This window comes from Rheinheimera sp. UJ51 (assembly GCF_020819615.1).
Lineage (GTDB): Bacteria > Pseudomonadota > Gammaproteobacteria > Enterobacterales > Alteromonadaceae > Alishewanella > Alishewanella maricola.
Map to the genome: position 1 here is coordinate 256,591 of NZ_JAJHOG010000004.1, position 15,999 is coordinate 272,589.

Genomic DNA, 15,999 nt, shown 5'->3' on the forward strand with positions numbered 1-15,999 from the left:
CGCAAATTTACGTTGGCTTGGTTTCGCGCCGCTGCAATTTAGCCAACATGTTTTTGCTAATTAAGGCGTTAGGCTCACTTGGATGCATAGTGAATATTAAATTTTTTATTTTTTTGTTACCTTTCGTAATTTTTAGTCCTGACGTTTTCACTCAGGAGAAAATTTCTGAAAAGCCTGAATGGCAATCATTCTTCGATAAGCATCAAGCAACCGGTACTATTCTTATCGTTGACGGTCGTGGTTCAACCGAAAAAGTCAGTGTTTATGATAGAGCACGAGCGAATCAGCGTTACTCACCCGCATCCACCTACAAAATCCCTCATACCCTTTTTGCGTTAGATGCCGGAATAGTTAAGGACGCATTTCAGGTGTTTCCGTGGGATGGCGTTAAAAGAGACTACGAACCTCATAATCAGGATCAGAATTTGCGTTCTGCTATGCGGCATTCTGCACTTTGGGTGTATGAGCGTTTTGCGAAGGCGCTGGGTGAGAAAAATGCAAAGCGCTATCTAAAAAGAATCGATTATGGAAATAGGGATCCCAGCACAGCCGGTGGGGCATACTGGGTCGATGGAAAGCTCGCCATATCGGCGACAGAGCAAGTAACGTTTTTGAAAAAACTGTATCACAATGAGCTTCCGTTCAAGTTAGAGCATCAACTTCTTTTAAAGGATATTATGATAGTTGAGGCTGGAAAGGATTGGATATTACGAGCAAAGACAGGATGGGAAGGTCGTTACGGCTGGTGGGTCGGCTGGGTAGAATGGCCATCTGGAGCAGTTTTTTTTGCACTTAATATAGACACTCCCAATCGATGGCAGGATCTTTACAAACGGGAAGCAATCGCTCGAGATGTGCTTTTGTCCGTTGAAGCACTACCGCCTAATCAGTGAATGCAGCCACCCTAAAACGGCGGCTGATTTAAGCGTTATAATGTATTGCATCATTTGCGTAATCAGGAATAGAAATGAACGGACCGGCAAAAAACGGCGCTTTAATATATTCTAATAATATTCATTCGCTTGCTAAATTTTATACTGAGTTGTTTTCGATGAACGTGACGCGGGAAACGTCAGAGCTCGTTAGTCTGGTTAAAGACGGCTTTAATATCGTTATCCATGTTCCACTAACTACCATGCCTACACCAGATTTCAATTCAATTAAGCTGTTTATGGCAGTTGATGATCTCAATGCCACTAAATTGAAAGCCGAGCAGCTAGGCGGTCAGTCATTTGCAGGTGTATGGTCTAATCCAATATTTACGCTATGTAACATAGCAGACTCAGATGGTAATCATATTCAAATACGTGAGTTCAGTTGATAACAAAACGCATCACTTGCTGCCACTGGCTGTCGAACACCAACCCGCAGCGCGTTAAATTTGGGCGTGAGGCGCTACAAAAAATTCTCTGAGGAACGATAAAATGGCTGAACTTAAGACAAAGGCAACTCACGCCAGTGTCGCGGACTACATATCCACACGCGCTAACGACAGCCAAAAGACAGACTGTGAAACCCTAATGGCGATGTTTAAGAAAATTACAGGGCAACCACCGAAGATGTGGGGCCCGAGCATCGTCGGCTATGGCTCATACAAGTACAAATACGAGAGTGGCAGAACGGGAGAAATGTGTTTAACCGGCTTCGCTATCAGAGGGCGAGAACTTGTTGTCTATTTAAGCTGCGAAGATACAACCCATGCCTCACTGCTCTGTAAGCTTGGCCAGCACCGTATGACCAAATCCTGTTTATACTTCAAGCGCCTTTCTGATCTAGATACAACTGTGCTGGAGCAGCTAGTTATCAACTCTATCGAGAAGATAAACGCCCGGTACAACGAAAACAACAACACCTAACCCCTTACTCAAGCTAAACGGCAACAGCGAAAAAGTTAAGTACTATCATCTTATTACAGGTTTTTCTTGTAGAATAGAATCTTAGTATCTGCCCCCGAAGCTTGTGAAAAAAAGCTTCCTCCAGATTTTAGTCCCCTTAGAGCGAGCCGACTGATCATCGTTGACCAAGGTTTTAAGAAAACGGGTGTTTGAGTGCGGCGACGGTAGCGCCGCGCGAGTTACGTTTTCGCCTTGGGCAACGCATGAGCAGCCGGGCTTTCGAGCGGAAGTGGGGTCGCATTTTCTTTGGATACTTTCTTTTGGCGACGCAAAAGAAAGTATCTCGCCAACGGCGAAAAAGTTAACTACTATCATCTTATTACAGGTTTCTCCTGCAAAATAATGTACATATGGCCATGAAATTACTCTTTCGTTCTTTAGCTCTGCTGATCTTACTGATCGGCTTTTACCAGTTATATGCAGTAGCAGAGCGTGTAACCAGTGCACTTTGGAGCCTTTATAAGTTTTATGGAAGCAACGGGGAAGGGATTTCAATTGGAAGCTCAATGGCGCTGATTACTTATGTGGTATCAATTTGTTTATTAGTTGCTTTAGCGACTATTTACAAAAAATCAGATGACAGGATCGCGTTGTTATTATCAAAGGTTTCAGCTTTCACATTATTGTTTGGCCTTATACTGTTAACCGCTTTACTGTTAAGCCCATTAGCTCACTTTTACCCAAGATAGCGGCATTTAACAAGACGCTTGTCTCTGACCCAGAAGCTTGCTGCAACTCCCCCTTAGAGCGAGCCGACTGATCATCGTTGGCCAAGGTTTTAAGAAAACGGGTGTTTGAGTGCGGCGACGAAGCATAGCGCGAGTTACGTTTTCGCCTTGGGCAACGCATGAGCAGCCGGGCTTTCGAGCGGAAGTGGGGTCGCATTTTCTTTGGATACTTTCTTTTGGCGACGCAAAAGAGAGTATCTCGCTCACGGCGAAAACGTTAATAATTACAGTCTGATGCAAATGAAATTTGCGGTTACTTTGAGTCATTTATATTAATAGATAAAGGGGCTAAGCGAAACGCCATAGTCTTTCAATAACGCCGCTGCTCGTAGCCAAGATATTTAGTCGTTTGATTTTCGAAAATATGCTATAACAACAACATAGTTCCTCGAGGGCAAATTCATTCGTGTCCATCGCTAACGGTCAAACGCTTCCACCATCTTTTTCTGCTGCTTCAGCGCCAAACGACGAATTGGTGCTGTGCCGGCATTGTGATTTATTACAACAATTACCCAGTTTGCAAGCCGGACAAGAAGCGCACTGTCGCCGTTGTCATTCTCGGCTGGATGCACGACAGCCACAGCCCATCTTACGCCCAGTCTCTTATGCGGCTTCGGCGCTGTTTATGTTGTTAATGGCGAATTTATTTCCTTTCGTTAGTATGGGCTTAGCCGGTAACCATAGCGAAATGCATTTTTTTGATGCGTCCTCGGTATTGTTTAATGAGTACCACCAAAGCTTAGCAATCTTAGTTTGGTTATTTATTCAAGCGGTTCCGGCATTTTGCATGGTGGCAGTGATTTATTTAAAGTTGGGTATGGTTTACCGTTTGCCAGCGCGTATTTGGGTGGCCCGCGTGCTGTTTATGTTGAAGCCGTGGAGTATGGTGGACATCTTTTTGATGGGGTTGTTAATCAGCTTTGTTAAGTTGGTTGCCGATGCCGATATTTCACTGGGTCCAAGCTTTTGGGCTTTTTGTTTATTTTGTTTATTTCATTTACGTACTTTTCAGGTGATCGACCGCCATCAACTCTGGTCGAAGATTGCGCCGAGCCCGCAACCGGCGGTAGCGGCGAAAGTCGGGCAAAGTGGTTTAAGCCAACAGCTAAAATTATGCCAGTGTTGCACGGCGATTATGCGCGAGCAGCGCACGCATTGTCCGCGCTGCCATAGCCGGGTGCATGCCCGCAATCCTGCGAGCTTGCAGCGTACACTCGCACTTTTGCTGGCGGCTTGTATTTTGTATATACCGGCAAATTTGTTACCCATAATGCGTACGGTCTCTTTTGGCAGTATTACCGACTCAACCATCATTAGTGGTTTATTGTTAATGTGGCAAGACGGCGAATATCCGGTGGCGATTGTGATATTGTTAGCCAGTGTGGTGGTGCCCATAGTGAAAATCATTGTGATGTTCTGGTTATGCTATTTGACAAAGTACCCCACAGCCAGACAAGGTAAGATGAGCACGCAAATTTATTTATTGGTGGATTGGGTAGGACGCTGGTCCATGGTCGATGTGTTAGTGGTGGCCATTTTGGCAGCTTTGGTGCGGTTCGGTTTGCTGATGAGCGTCTATCCCGGAGTGGGGGCGTTAGTATTTGCTGCAGTGGTGGTGATTACCATGTTGGCGGCAATAAGTTTTGATCCGCGTTTGCTGTGGGATCAGCAAGCTGAGACAAGGAGAGATGAGTGACAGAGGAAGAGTTAGTGCAGGCCGAGGTAAGTCCGATTAAGCAGTGGTCGCCGATTTGGGTAGTGCCTATCGTCGCTATCCTCATTGGTTTGTGGATGTTATATAACCATTTTCAGCAACAAGGCGCCATGTTGTTGCTCGTGGCAGAAAACGCGGAAGGTATTGTTGCCGGTAAAACCCAAATTAAGAATCGTAATGTCGATGTTGGGCAGGTGGTCTCGGTTGAATTGAGTGAAGATCTTAGTCAAGTGATGATCAAAGCGCGTATGAAGCCGAATGTGACGCCATTGTTAAACGAAGCGTCACAGTTTTGGGTGGTGAAACCCCAAATTGGTCGAGGTGGTGTAACCGGCTTAAATACCCTGATGTCGGGCTCTTATATTGAATTACAACCCGGTGATGCGACTCGGGTGGTGCTCACCCATCCGTTATTAAATACCCCACCCGTTGCTTCAGCTGATGCACCTGGCGTGCGAGTAAAATTACAAACCTCTGATGCGGGCGGCTTAACCATTGGTGATCCGGTGTTATACCGAGGCTATGAAGTGGGCACCGTGGAAAGCAGCGAATTTGAACTAAGCACGCGCAGCACGCATTATCAGTTATATATCAAACAACCTTTTGACGTGTTGGTCACTGAAAATGTGCGGTTTTGGCTAAGCAGTGGCTTGTCTATCGACTTATCGGCAGAAGGTTTGTCAGTGGATGTGGGCTCTGCCGCGACCTTACTAAGCGGTGGTGTCAGTTTTGATGTGCTAGATGGTTGGCCTGTTGGTGCCGCGGCCGAAAATGGTACCGAGTTTCAGTTGTTTCCGGATAAGCAAAGCATCCAAGATGGTATGTATTATCAGTTTGTAGAGTATCTGGTCTTTTTTGATGAATCGGTACGCGGCTTAAAGGCCGGTGCGCCGGTTGAGTTTCGAGGGGTGCGAGTAGGTACCGTTACCAGTGTACCGTTCTTTTTCGCGATGAAAAAACCGTTTGAAGTCTCGTTGAATCAAGGGGTGCCCGTTCTGTTAAGAATTGAAGCCGGCCGGCTTTATGAAAACCTCACCTTAGCGCAATTGGGCAATGAACTTAGCCAGGCGGTAAGTCGTGGCCTACATGCCGTATTAAAAACCGGTAATTTATTAACGGGAGCACTCTATGTCGATTTGGATATCAACAGCGAGCTTTTAGCCGATAGTCGGCAACAAGCGTTATATAACGAGCAATTGTTGTTAAGTCGCCAGGCGGGCTATCCCAGCTTACCCTCAGCGCGCAGCGGTTTTAGTAACATTGAGCAAAAAGTGCTGATGGCACTGGATAAAATCAATAATCTGCAATTAGAAGAATTCTTAACGCAGGGCCAACAAACCTTGGCAGCAACAGAGCAAATGCTAGCCAGCAGTGAGCAGTTATTAGCGACCTTACAGCAGTTTGTTAGCCAACCTGAGTTACAACAGTTACCGAGTGAATTGCAGCAAAGCTTAACCGACTTACGCCAAGCGTTAGCCGGAGTAAGCCCGGGGTCAACCGCTTATGAACGAGCGGGAATGAATTTGCAAATGATGGATCAGGTACTAAGAGAGTTACAACCGGTGTTGAAAATGCTGAATCAGCAAAGCAATGCCTTACTGATCAATGCCAGTGATAATGCCGATCCGCAGCCAAGGAAAGCTCAACAATGAAACTACATTTACTTGTCATATTGGCCTTGCTGATCACCTTAAGTGCCTGCAGCAACACTGTTAATGGTACACGTTATTATCAGGTTGCAGCACCAAGTGCCAAGCCAGTCGAGCCAGCAGCGATAGCCGCATTAGCCATTGCGCCAGTGAGAGTGGCGAGTTATTTAAATGGCAGTGGTTTAGTGGTGCAACAATCAACGGTCGAGTTTAGTATCGCGCGACAGCATCTGTGGACAGACTCCTTAGAGCAGCAACTGCAACGTCAGCTTACCGAATATTTATTAACCAGTGTGCCAAAGCTGGCGTTATTGCCACAGCCGACGGCAAAAGTTGCGCTATTACGCTTAGATATTGACCGTTTTTATGCCGATGCAGCTGGTCAGGCTGTGGTCAGTGGCCGTTACAGCATTAGTGACGAACAACGGGTGCAAACACAAGCCTTTTTGTATCAGGTACCGTTGGCCGATGCCGGTTATCCTGCCATGGTAAACGCCTTGAGTATAGGCTGGCAGCAGTTATTACAGGACATCACCTTAGCCGTGCAGCAGTATTAACGTGAGTGGGATTATATTTAGCTATTTGGATGTCTAGAAATTTAAACGGCCTAACTCTTGACGCTAAGCTGGCAATCGGCTAAAAAGACCTATAGTAAGTATCACGCTAATTTATTTTATTATCACAACAGTTTAGACCATACTCTGTTAACTATTGTCTAACGCTTGCTAAGGTTTTTAAGCAAGCGCCACTGTGTAAACACGTTGAGGAATTTAACGATGGTTGCTGATTTACTGTTTGAAGCAGCGGGATTGATGCTGATAGGCATGGTCTCGGTGTTTACTTTTCTCTTTTTGCTGGTGGTGTTACTGCAACTCATGAGCAAAACGATCCAGCGTTATTTCCCTGTTAAACAAACCGAAAAATCATCTCACGTCAGCACAACGGCTGCCGGCGGTGTTTCCCCTACTATCATTGCTGCTATCAGTGCTGCAGTGCATCAGTACCGTCAAAAACAATAAACAGACCAAGAGGATACTGGCATGACGAAGCCTTTGTTATTAACCGAGCTGGTGTTGCGCGATGCACACCAATCGTTGTTGGCTACCCGCTTACGTTTAGAAGATATGCTGCCAATCGCCAGCAAGTTAGATAAAGTCGGTTACTGGTCAATGGAGTCTTGGGGTGGGGCCACCTTCGATTCTTGTATACGTTATTTAGGTGAAGATCCTTGGCATCGCATTCGCGAATTAAAAAAAGCTATGCCAAACACCAAGCAGCAAATGTTGTTACGCGGTCAAAATTTACTGGGCTATCGCCATTATGCCGATGATGTTGTTACGCGCTTTGTTGAACGCGCTCACGACAACGGTGTAGATGTATTCCGCATCTTTGATGCCATGAACGATATTCGTAATTTGCAAACCGCAGTACAAGCGGCCATTAAGGTGGGCGCGCATGCCCAAGGCACCATTTCTTATACTGTCAGCCCAGTGCATACCATTGATATGTGGTTGAATATGGCGCGGCAGTTAGAAGATATGGGTTGTGACTCCATTTGTATTAAAGACATGGCTGGTTTACTTAAACCTTATACCTGTGAAGAGTTAATTACCCGTTTAAAAGAAGAAGTAAAAATACCCATTGCCATGCAATGTCATGCCACCACCGGTTTAAGCACCGCTACGTATCAAAAAGCCATTGATGCGGGTATTGATATGCTTGATACCGCCATTTCTTCTATGAGTATGACCTATGGTCACACTGCAACGGAAACAATGGTTGCGATCACAGAAGGCACAGAACGTGATACCGGCTTGAATATGGAGCTGATGGCAGAAATTGCGGCTTACTTCCGTGATGTTCGAGCGAAATATGCCCAGTTTGAAGGCTCATTAAAAGGCGTTGACGCCCGTATTTTGTTAGCGCAAGTGCCCGGTGGCATGCTCACCAATATGGAAAGTCAGTTAAAAGAACAAGGCGCCATCGAGAAATTGGATGACGTACTGAAAGAAATCCCTCGCGTGCGCGAAGATCTGGGTTTCTTACCGTTAGTCACACCAACATCGCAAATTGTGGGTACCCAGGCGGTATTAAACGTCTTAACGGGCGAGCGCTATAAAACCATCACCAAAGAAACGGCGGGTGTGTTAAAAGGCGAATACGGTGCCACACCGGCGCCGGTTAATGCGGAATTACAAGAAAAGGTCTTGGCCGGTGGCAAAGCCATTACTTGCCGCCCTGCGGATGTATTAACGCCAGAGTTAGAGAAACTCACCGCAGAACTCACCGAACTCGCGAAAACCGAAAACATCGATTTAGCCACTGATACTGTTGATGACGTATTAACTTACGCCTTATTCCCACAAGTGGGCTTGAAGTTCCTAAAAAATCGTAACAATCCGGCGGCGTTTGAGCCTGCACCGGTTATGCCTTCTTCTTCTGCAAAGCCAGCCGTGGCAGAGCGTCAACCACAGACTAACAATGGCCCAGCGAGCTATAGCGTGCGGGTAGACGGGAAAGTGTATGAGGTTGATGTTGCGCCAACAGGTGAATTAAGCAGCGTTAAACCGGTGGTATCTGAAAATATCCCTGGTAGCGCCTCGGTTACCGGTAGTGCAACGTTAAATGCCCCCTTAGCCGGTAATATCTGGAAAATCGTGACCAAGCCGGGTGCCAGCGTGCAACGGGGTGATGTGGTGATCATTATGGAAGCGATGAAGATGGAAACTGAAGTGCGGGCGGTGGCCAATGGTACTGTCTCGAAAATTCATGTTGCGGCCGGTGACTCTGTCACGACCGGTGATGTGCTAATCAGTTTTGATTAATGCAGTGTTTAGATAACAAGGATTTCTGATGGAAGCTATTCAAACACTGATTGACTCAACGGGGTTAGTGCACTTTAGCCTTGGCCAAATCATTATGATGTTGGTTGGGGTGTTGCTGCTGTTTTTGGCTATCGCCAAAGGTTTTGAGCCCTTGTTGTTAGTTCCGATTGGCTTTGGCGCAATCTTAACTAACGTACCCTTAGCCGGTATGGGTGAGCCTGGCGGGGTACTCTATCTGTTTTATGATATGGGTATTACCTCGGGTTTATTCCCGTTGCTCATTTTCCTTGGGGTGGGTGCTTTAACCGACTTTAGCGCTTTAATTGCTAATCCGCGGATGTTGTTTTTAGGGGCCGCCGCGCAGTTTGGTATTTTTGCTACGCTACTTGGGGCTATCGCACTGAACTGGGTACCCGGTTTAAGTTTTACCATGAAAGAGGCTTCAGCGATTGCCATTATTGGTGGCGCTGATGGTCCAACGGCGATCTTTTTAGCATCGCGCTTAGCGCCTGATTTGCTTGGCGCTATTGCGGTAGCCGCATACTCTTATATGGCGCTGGTGCCGCTGATCCAGCCTCCGATTATGCGAGCATTAACCACACCAGCAGAGCGGAAGATCCAAATGACACAACTGCGTGTGGTGTCTAAGCGCGAAAAGATCGTCTTTCCTTTACTGTTGTTAGTGCTCACTATTTTGTTATTACCTACCGCCACGCCGTTAATTGGTATGTTCTGTTTAGGTAACCTAATGAAAGAGTGTGGTGTAGTTGATCGTTTAAGCAAAACCGCTCAAAACGAGTTAATTAATATCGTTACCATCTTTTTAGGCCTCGCGGTCGGTTCACGCTTAAGTGCCGATAAATTCTTAACGACCCAAACCTTGGGCATCCTGATGCTGGGTATGGTGGCGTTTGCTATCGGTACCGCGGCGGGTGTGTTGATGGCGAAGTTAATGAATAAGGTATCAAAGCAAAGTATCAACCCGTTGATTGGCTCTGCTGGGGTATCCGCGGTACCGATGGCCGCACGGGTATCGAACAAAGTGGGTTTGGAAGCTGATCCGCATAACTTCTTGTTAATGCATGCGATGGGACCGAACGTGGCGGGTGTTATCGGCTCAGCTGTGGCTGCCGGTATCTTGCTAGCCTTAGTCGGCTAATGATTACGCCGTTAAGATTTTTGTGGTTATAACCAAAAGCCCTGCAGCTGCAGGGCTTTTTTATGGGCGACGATAACGCTGAAGTTCGCTAAAAGTGCTAGAGGTGTTGTTAAATCTGCCTTATGCACAGTACGCAGTGGATAGCAGCCTCAAGGCGGATAGACGTTGGATTACTGGCTTGGTCTGCTTGTGTGTCACCGCCTTGATTTACAACTTCCTGCGTCAAGGTTTATGGCAGCATAACGTTGTTTAAAATGCGCATAGGTGTTGAGGCAGAAAAACAGCAGGTGCAGAAGTAAAGCGGTCTCGCTTTGACATAGCGAGACCTTAAATGCGCTTAGTTAGCGACCAGTGGTGCTGCAGGTTGCTCTTGGCTCGCTAGGTATTGCTGATGTTGTTGTTGCAGCTCGGCCAATACGGTACTGGCGGTTAGCATAAACTGTTGCTTGTCTTTACCTTGTAGTGGCAGTGCTTCTGGTAATTTCACAGTACGCGGATTACGGTGCACGCCATCGAGCATAAATTCATAATGTAAATGCGCGCCAGTTACACGGCCAGTTGCCCCTAATTTACCAATGCTTTGACCTTGGCGCACACGTTCACCGGTTTTCACTAAGCGTTTCGATAAATGCAGATATTTGGTAACGATGTTATTGGCGTGTTGAATAAACACATAGTGGCCATTTAAGCTGTTGTAGGCTGATTTTGTGACCTTGCCATCACCTGCCGCCATAATGGGGGTGCCGACTGGCGCCACATAATCAGTACCATTATGTGCCCGGACAGTGCCTAACACCGGATGTAAGCGGCGTGGATTAAAGTTAGAGCTAACGTATTGAAAGCTAACCGGCGCGCGCAAAAAAGCCTGGCGCATACTCATGCCATCGGGTTTGTAGTAGTTACCATCGCTATGGCGAATAGCCTGATACACCTGGCCCTGATTGCTGAATTGCGCCGCTAAAATGGTGCCATTACCCAGAAATTCACCTTCAACGTAGTCGGCATTATAGAGCACAGAGAAATAATCGCCCGCGCGAATGTCTAACGCAAAATCGATATCCCAGCCAAAAATGCCGGCAAGTTGCATAATCTGCGCATCGGTTAAGCCTGCGGCTAAACCGGCACTCCAAAAATTACTGCGAATTTCGGCACTGGTGAATTGTTGGCGTTGTTCTACTGGCTTACGTAATTCTTCTACCGTGAAGTTGCCCTCAAGGCCGCGGTTGATTTGTAAGGTAGTCAGGCGATCAATGGCATAACGCAATTGTTGTAATTCGCCTTGCTCATCCAAACCAAATTCCAGTTTTTCACCGGGATAAAGCCGAGTTAACGTGCGTGTTGTTTTGCCTAAATCTAAAATGCTCAGCATAGTTTGCTGGCTAACATTGGCTTTGCGAAACAGGCTAGATAAGATATCGCCACTTTGCACTTCGAGCGTGGTCCACTGTAAACCCCGTTGTTCGATAACTAGTTCGGGTAATTCCGGCACCTCATCACTCACTTCAGGTAAAGCCGCTAAGGGGGTTTCAGCGGGGAGGTTCAGTTCAACACTGTAGGTGTTGCTGATGGCTAAGCTGCTGTGTTCGGAACCGCGAGAGGCAGAGGCTTGCTCGGACGGTAAAAGTAGCAAAATAGCAATAAAAACAGAAACCAGCAGAATTAGCAGGCGATGACGAGAAGGAATTTGAGCGACTAATTGCTGCATAATAACCACAATATCTCAGAATGCACAAAAAGCGAGCATATCTGTTTTTTTTCGAAGATACCAGACTTTTGTGCGTTTCACCTCGGCGGCACATGCGATAGAATGGCCGTTATCTGAGCAAAAATATTTATTCTTAGGAGTTAAAAATGGCCGATTGGGCACAGGCATTAGCAGAGCTAAAACGCGGTTGCGAGGAAATTCTGCTTGAAGAAGAGCTAATTGCCAAATTAAAGGAAGGCAAACCTCTTAAGATCAAGGCGGGCTTCGATCCGACGGCGCCTGATTTACATTTAGGCCATACGGTACTGATTAATAAATTACGTACTTTTCAACAGTTAGGCCATGAAGTCATCTTCTTAATTGGTGACTTTACCGGCATGATTGGCGATCCGAGTGGTAAAAACGTCACGCGTAAGCCTTTAAGCCGCGAAGAGGTGTTGGCTAACGCTGAAACCTATAAAGAACAAGTATTTAAAATTCTGGATCCGGCCAAAACGCGGGTCGCCTTTAATTCTGAGTGGATGGAGAAATTAGGCGCTGCCGGCATGATCAAACTAGGATCACGCCAAACCGTCGCGCGTATGCTAGAGCGTGATGATTTTAAAAAGCGTTTTGCTAACAATCAGTCCATCGCTATTCACGAATTTCTGTATCCGTTAGTACAGGGTTGGGACTCTGTTGCCTTAGAAGCCGATGTTGAAATGGGGGGCACCGATCAACGCTTTAACTTGTTGATGGGGCGTGAGCTGCAAAAAGATGAAGGCATGCGGCCACAAACGGTCATGATGGTGCCCTTACTGGAAGGTTTAGACGGTGTGCAGAAAATGTCTAAATCTTTAGGTAATTACATTGGTATTACCGATGCACCGAACGAGATGTTTGGTAAAGTCATGTCTATCTCTGACGTGTTAATGTGGCGTTACTACGACTTATTGAGTTTCCGCCCGCTAACTGAGATTGCACAGTTGAAACACGATGTGGCAGCAGGGCTGAATCCGCGCGATGTGAAAATTGCTTTAGCGAAAGAATTAATCAGTCGTTTTCACGACGATGCGGCGGCTGAAGCGGCCCATCAAGACTTTATTCAGCGTTTTAGTAAAAATGCCTTGCCAGATGACATTGCCGAAATCACCTTAAGCTGTGATGAGCCCAGCATGCCCATTGCTAACCTGTTAAAGGCGGCTGGCTTGGTGGAGAGTACCTCTGAAGCGCTACGTATGATCAAACAAGGCGCGGTAAAGTTAGACGGTGAAACCAAGGTTACTGATGCTAAGTTAGATATTGCCAAAGGCACTTGCCAAATTTATCAGGTAGGTAAACGTAAATTTGCTAAGGTCACCTTAGCGTAAGTAAAACGAAAAGGGCTGAACCTATGCTGTCACTGCGCACCTTGCTGTTAAGTTTAAGTTTGTGCCTGCTGGCAGGATGCAGTCTGTTTGGTTGGTCACGTTTTGCCGCACCTTTGCCGTTAACCCCGGCGGAGCAACTGGCCTTAGCCGAAGGGCATGGCCAGTTACAACTTACCTGGCCAGAGCAGCGCAGTGAGCGCAGTAAGCTTAATAACACCCGCAGTTTTTTAGCTTATGCTGGGCAGGGTGAAATACTGATTGATTTGCAGCAAGCCACTGAGTTGCTGTTGCAAGTTAATCAACAACTTATTCGGGTGCAACGCCCGGCTGATGGTCGACCGGTAAAGATTGATGTATCACGTTATACCCGCAATGGTGAAAACCGTCTGCGTTATCTCAGCAGCGTTCCTGCTTCAGCTGAAGTCAAACTGAGCCTGCCATTTCCTACGTTACGCACCGATTTACAGCAATATGCCTTGGCGTTTCAGCCGATAGATCAGTTAATCGAGACGGAGATTGACGAGGGGTTTCCGGGAGCCGTCTTGTTGGTGGTTAAAGATGGCGTGGTGATTAAACACAGTGCCTATGGTTATAGCCAGCGTTATACCGATGATGGCCGTGGTGCCTCAAAGCCCGAGCCCATGCAGCGCTTCACGCTGTTTGATATCGCCTCGAATACTAAAATGTATGCCACTAACTATGCCTTGATGCAGCTGGTTAGCCAAGGCAAGTTAGATGTGACTAAACCCATCCAGCATTATTTACCGGATTATCAGGGCGAAGGGCGTGAGCAGCGTTTGGTCAGCGATTTGCTGTATCATATTGCCGGTTATCCGCCTGAGGTGCATTTTTTTCGGCCCGACAACCGACACGGCGCTGCGTTTTATTCGCTAAACAAAGCGCACACCGAGCACTTAATTTTAACGCAAGTTCCCTTTGCGACTGAGCGCGGCGCGCAGTCGGTGTACAGCGATGTCGATTATATGTTGCTTGGTATGCTGATTGAGAAAATAAGCGCACAGCCTTTAGATGTGTTTGTTCGGCAGCAATTTTATCAGCCGTTAGGTTTGGCGGATACCTTGTTTAATCCGTTGCAGCACGGTGTGGCAGTAACACGGATTGCCGCCACCGAATTACAAGGCAATAGCCGAGGTGGCCGTGTCAGTTTTCCTGCTAATCGCCAAGGGGTGCTGCGGGGCGAAGTGCATGACGAAAAAGCTTTTTATTCTTTTCAAGGTGTCGCTGGGCATGCCGGTTTGTTTAGCACCGCGGCTGATTTATCGGTGTTGATGTCAGTGGCATTACAAGGTGGTGGCTATGGTTGGCAACGCTTCTTTGATCAAGCGACGATACAGCAGTTTGTGGCAGCCTCTCCTTATGATCATCAATATGCGCTGGGTTGGCGTACTGCAGTTCAGGGCGATTTAGCATGGCATTTTGGCGCTTATGCCAGTCAATATGCCTACGGCCATACCGGCTGGACCGGAACCGCAACGGTGATCGATCCAGCGCATAATCTGCTGGTGGTGCTACTGACCAATAAAAAACACAGCCCGATAGTGGCTGACGGTGAGGGTTATTACTTTAGTGGCGACCGGTTTGAAACCGGCCGCTACGGCAGTATTATGACGATGATTTATCAGGCCTTGCAGTTATAGCTCATCGCTAATATCACTGGGCAAATGGTCTGAGCGCGGTTTACTCGGCCAGCTTTTAATGTGCAAATCACGCTGTGGATACGGAATAGTAATATTATTGGCTTTAAAGATGCGCCAAATGGCCACGTTAATATCCGATTTCACCGCAGCGGTGCCGTTTTCCATATCACCAATCCACACGCGTAATTGCAGTTCAATGCCGCTGTCGGCAAACTCCATTAAACGGACAGTAGGGGCGGGCTCCGTTAATACCCGAGCGGAGGCTTGGGCGCATTCGAGCATAAGAGCCATTGCTTGCTCTGGGTCGTCGTCGTAGCTAATTTGCACTTTAATCACTACGCGCACGAACGGATCGGCGTAACTCCAGTTAATCACCTCGTTCGTGATCATATTTTCGTTCGGGATTAGGGTATCTACCCCTTCACGGTTACGTACCACTAAGTAGCGTGCATTCAGTTGTTCAACCCAACCAAATTTATCGCCCACCGAGATAATGTCGCCGGGTTTAATAGAACGGTCGAGTACCAGAATAAAGCCGCTAATAAAGTTAGAGGCGATCCGCTGTAAACCAAAACCTAAACCAACACCCAGAGCACCACCAAACACCGCTAGTGAGCTAAGGTTAATGCCTACGGCATTTAACGCGACTAAAAACGCCACCGTAATTAAGAAAAACTTGGTGAACTTAGCAAATCCAACCCGCATACTCGGGCTAATAGAATGTGTACGTTCCAGTTTATTGGTAATTAGTGTGGAGAGCCAAAGCGCTAAGGTAAAGGCTAAGGCAATCATAAACAGCAGTTTCATTACCGATAGCACAGAGATACGGCTTTCACCGACAGTGATTGCAAAACTATCCAGCATCGCAATGACAGCAGGTAACCAACCGACTAAATGTAATACAACGGCTAACCAGATCAGCACCGATAACACGCTTTCGGATGACTTAAGTAAAGGGCTTACCGAAAACGCTTTACGTAGCAGATAAATACAAAAGCGGATCATGGCTAAGGCCAACAAGATAGGCGTAGCGAACCCTAACAATTCCATCGGCAGTTCTTGTTGCACAAAGGCGGCTTTAATGGGGATTAACACCAGTAAGGCGATTAACGGCCACAGTAAACGCTGTAAACTGCGAATGGCCAGATGCCGAAACGTAGCACCTTGTAATTGATGTTTTTCTAACGCCCGTTGTAGGCGTTGATTACTGAAAGAGGCAATGAGTAACGCTACGGTCAGTGCAACGATCTGATACCAATTTTCTTTTTGCTGAATGATGGTCAGCACCTGTGTGTATAACGTTTCCCAGTCCATGTC

The 15,999-nt window shown here is 46.8% G+C and carries 14 protein-coding genes; 12 read left to right on the forward strand and 2 right to left on the reverse strand.

Annotated elements, in window-relative coordinates:
• Nucleotides 1–95 precede the first annotated feature (95 nt).
• The 10 genes from blaOXA (at nucleotide 96) to LMJ53_RS07155 (ending at nucleotide 9,970) form a co-directional block, all read left to right on the forward strand.
• The gene (gene blaOXA / locus LMJ53_RS07110) at nucleotides 96–893 is read left to right on the forward strand and encodes a class D beta-lactamase (RefSeq protein WP_420778850.1); all 798 of its coding nucleotides are present in this window, start codon (nucleotides 96–98) and stop codon (nucleotides 891–893) included.
• 74 nt (nucleotides 894–967) lie between these two features.
• Nucleotides 968–1,321: a VOC family protein gene (locus LMJ53_RS07115; protein ID WP_229585433.1), complete on the forward strand. Its 354-nt coding sequence runs from the start codon at nucleotides 968–970 to the stop codon at nucleotides 1,319–1,321.
• Nucleotides 1,322–1,424: 103 nt separating this feature from the next.
• Nucleotides 1,425–1,856 (forward strand): DUF1801 domain-containing protein, encoded by a 432-nt coding sequence (locus LMJ53_RS07120; protein WP_229585434.1) that lies wholly within the window; start codon nucleotides 1,425–1,427, stop codon nucleotides 1,854–1,856.
• 389 nt (nucleotides 1,857–2,245) lie between these two features.
• A complete protein-coding gene (locus LMJ53_RS07125) occupies nucleotides 2,246–2,584 on the forward strand; it encodes a hypothetical protein (RefSeq protein ID WP_229585435.1) in 339 nt (112 codons plus the stop codon).
• Between the two features lie 445 nt (nucleotides 2,585–3,029).
• Nucleotides 3,030–4,319: a PqiA/YebS family transporter subunit gene (locus LMJ53_RS07130; RefSeq protein WP_229585436.1), complete on the forward strand. Its 1,290-nt coding sequence runs from the start codon at nucleotides 3,030–3,032 to the stop codon at nucleotides 4,317–4,319.
• A complete protein-coding gene (gene pqiB, locus LMJ53_RS07135) occupies nucleotides 4,316–5,989 on the forward strand; it encodes an intermembrane transport protein PqiB (protein WP_229585437.1) in 1,674 nt (557 codons plus the stop codon). Before LMJ53_RS07130 ends, pqiB begins: the two co-directional genes overlap by 4 nt.
• On the forward strand, nucleotides 5,986–6,543 hold the full coding sequence (locus LMJ53_RS07140) for a PqiC family protein (RefSeq protein ID WP_229585438.1): 558 nt from the start codon (nucleotides 5,986–5,988) through the stop codon (nucleotides 6,541–6,543). Before pqiB ends, LMJ53_RS07140 begins: the two co-directional genes overlap by 4 nt.
• A 219-nt stretch (nucleotides 6,544–6,762) precedes the next feature.
• Nucleotides 6,763–7,005 carry an oxaloacetate decarboxylase subunit gamma gene (locus LMJ53_RS07145; protein WP_226749670.1) on the forward strand — a complete coding sequence of 81 codons (243 nt, stop codon included), beginning with the start codon at nucleotides 6,763–6,765 and terminating at the stop codon, nucleotides 7,003–7,005.
• A 21-nt stretch (nucleotides 7,006–7,026) separates the two neighbouring features.
• Nucleotides 7,027–8,811: a sodium-extruding oxaloacetate decarboxylase subunit alpha gene (oadA, locus tag LMJ53_RS07150; protein WP_229585439.1), complete on the forward strand. Its 1,785-nt coding sequence runs from the start codon at nucleotides 7,027–7,029 to the stop codon at nucleotides 8,809–8,811.
• Between the two features lie 28 nt (nucleotides 8,812–8,839).
• A complete protein-coding gene (locus LMJ53_RS07155; protein WP_229585440.1) occupies nucleotides 8,840–9,970 on the forward strand; it encodes a sodium ion-translocating decarboxylase subunit beta in 1,131 nt (376 codons plus the stop codon).
• A gap of 337 nt (nucleotides 9,971–10,307) precedes the next feature.
• Here the strand turns inward: LMJ53_RS07155 and LMJ53_RS07160 are convergent, their stop codons facing one another.
• Complete coding sequence (locus LMJ53_RS07160; RefSeq protein ID WP_229585441.1) at nucleotides 10,308–11,675, reverse strand: peptidoglycan DD-metalloendopeptidase family protein; 1,368 nt, start codon at nucleotides 11,673–11,675, stop codon at nucleotides 10,308–10,310.
• Between the two features lie 146 nt (nucleotides 11,676–11,821).
• Here LMJ53_RS07160 and tyrS point away from each other — a divergent pair, with 146 nt between their 5' ends.
• Both tyrS and pbp4b read left to right on the forward strand, forming a co-directional pair.
• Entirely contained in the window at nucleotides 11,822–13,024 is a 1,203-nt protein-coding gene (gene tyrS / locus LMJ53_RS07165; RefSeq protein ID WP_229585442.1) for a tyrosine--tRNA ligase, read from the forward strand.
• Between the two features lie 23 nt (nucleotides 13,025–13,047).
• Complete coding sequence (gene pbp4b / locus LMJ53_RS07170; protein ID WP_229585443.1) at nucleotides 13,048–14,682, forward strand: penicillin binding protein PBP4B; 1,635 nt, start codon at nucleotides 13,048–13,050, stop codon at nucleotides 14,680–14,682.
• On the opposite strand, the gene LMJ53_RS07175 is transcribed toward pbp4b, so the two are convergent.
• Entirely contained in the window at nucleotides 14,677–15,996 is a 1,320-nt protein-coding gene (locus LMJ53_RS07175) for a mechanosensitive ion channel family protein (RefSeq protein ID WP_229585444.1), read from the reverse strand. The two genes, pbp4b and LMJ53_RS07175, sit on opposite strands and share 6 nt — an antisense overlap.
• Between the last annotated feature and the right edge of the window lie 3 nt (nucleotides 15,997–15,999).

Coding starts and splice junctions, on each gene's coding strand:
- LMJ53_RS07115 (WP_229585433.1), top strand. CDS start 968: ATGAACGGACCGGCAAAAAACGGCGCTTTAATATATTCTAATAATATT.
- LMJ53_RS07120 (WP_229585434.1), top strand. CDS start 1,425: ATGGCTGAACTTAAGACAAAGGCAACTCACGCCAGTGTCGCGGACTAC.
- LMJ53_RS07125 (WP_229585435.1), top strand. CDS start 2,246: ATGGCCATGAAATTACTCTTTCGTTCTTTAGCTCTGCTGATCTTACTG.
- LMJ53_RS07140 (WP_229585438.1), top strand. CDS start 5,986: ATGAAACTACATTTACTTGTCATATTGGCCTTGCTGATCACCTTAAGT.
- LMJ53_RS07145 (WP_226749670.1), top strand. CDS start 6,763: ATGGTTGCTGATTTACTGTTTGAAGCAGCGGGATTGATGCTGATAGGC.
- oadA (WP_229585439.1), top strand. CDS start 7,027: ATGACGAAGCCTTTGTTATTAACCGAGCTGGTGTTGCGCGATGCACAC.
- LMJ53_RS07155 (WP_229585440.1), top strand. CDS start 8,840: ATGGAAGCTATTCAAACACTGATTGACTCAACGGGGTTAGTGCACTTT.
- LMJ53_RS07160 (WP_229585441.1), bottom strand. CDS start 11,675: ATGCAGCAATTAGTCGCTCAAATTCCTTCTCGTCATCGCCTGCTAATT.
- tyrS (WP_229585442.1), top strand. CDS start 11,822: ATGGCCGATTGGGCACAGGCATTAGCAGAGCTAAAACGCGGTTGCGAG.
- pbp4b (WP_229585443.1), top strand. CDS start 13,048: ATGCTGTCACTGCGCACCTTGCTGTTAAGTTTAAGTTTGTGCCTGCTG.
- LMJ53_RS07175 (WP_229585444.1), bottom strand. CDS start 15,996: ATGGACTGGGAAACGTTATACACACAGGTGCTGACCATCATTCAGCAA.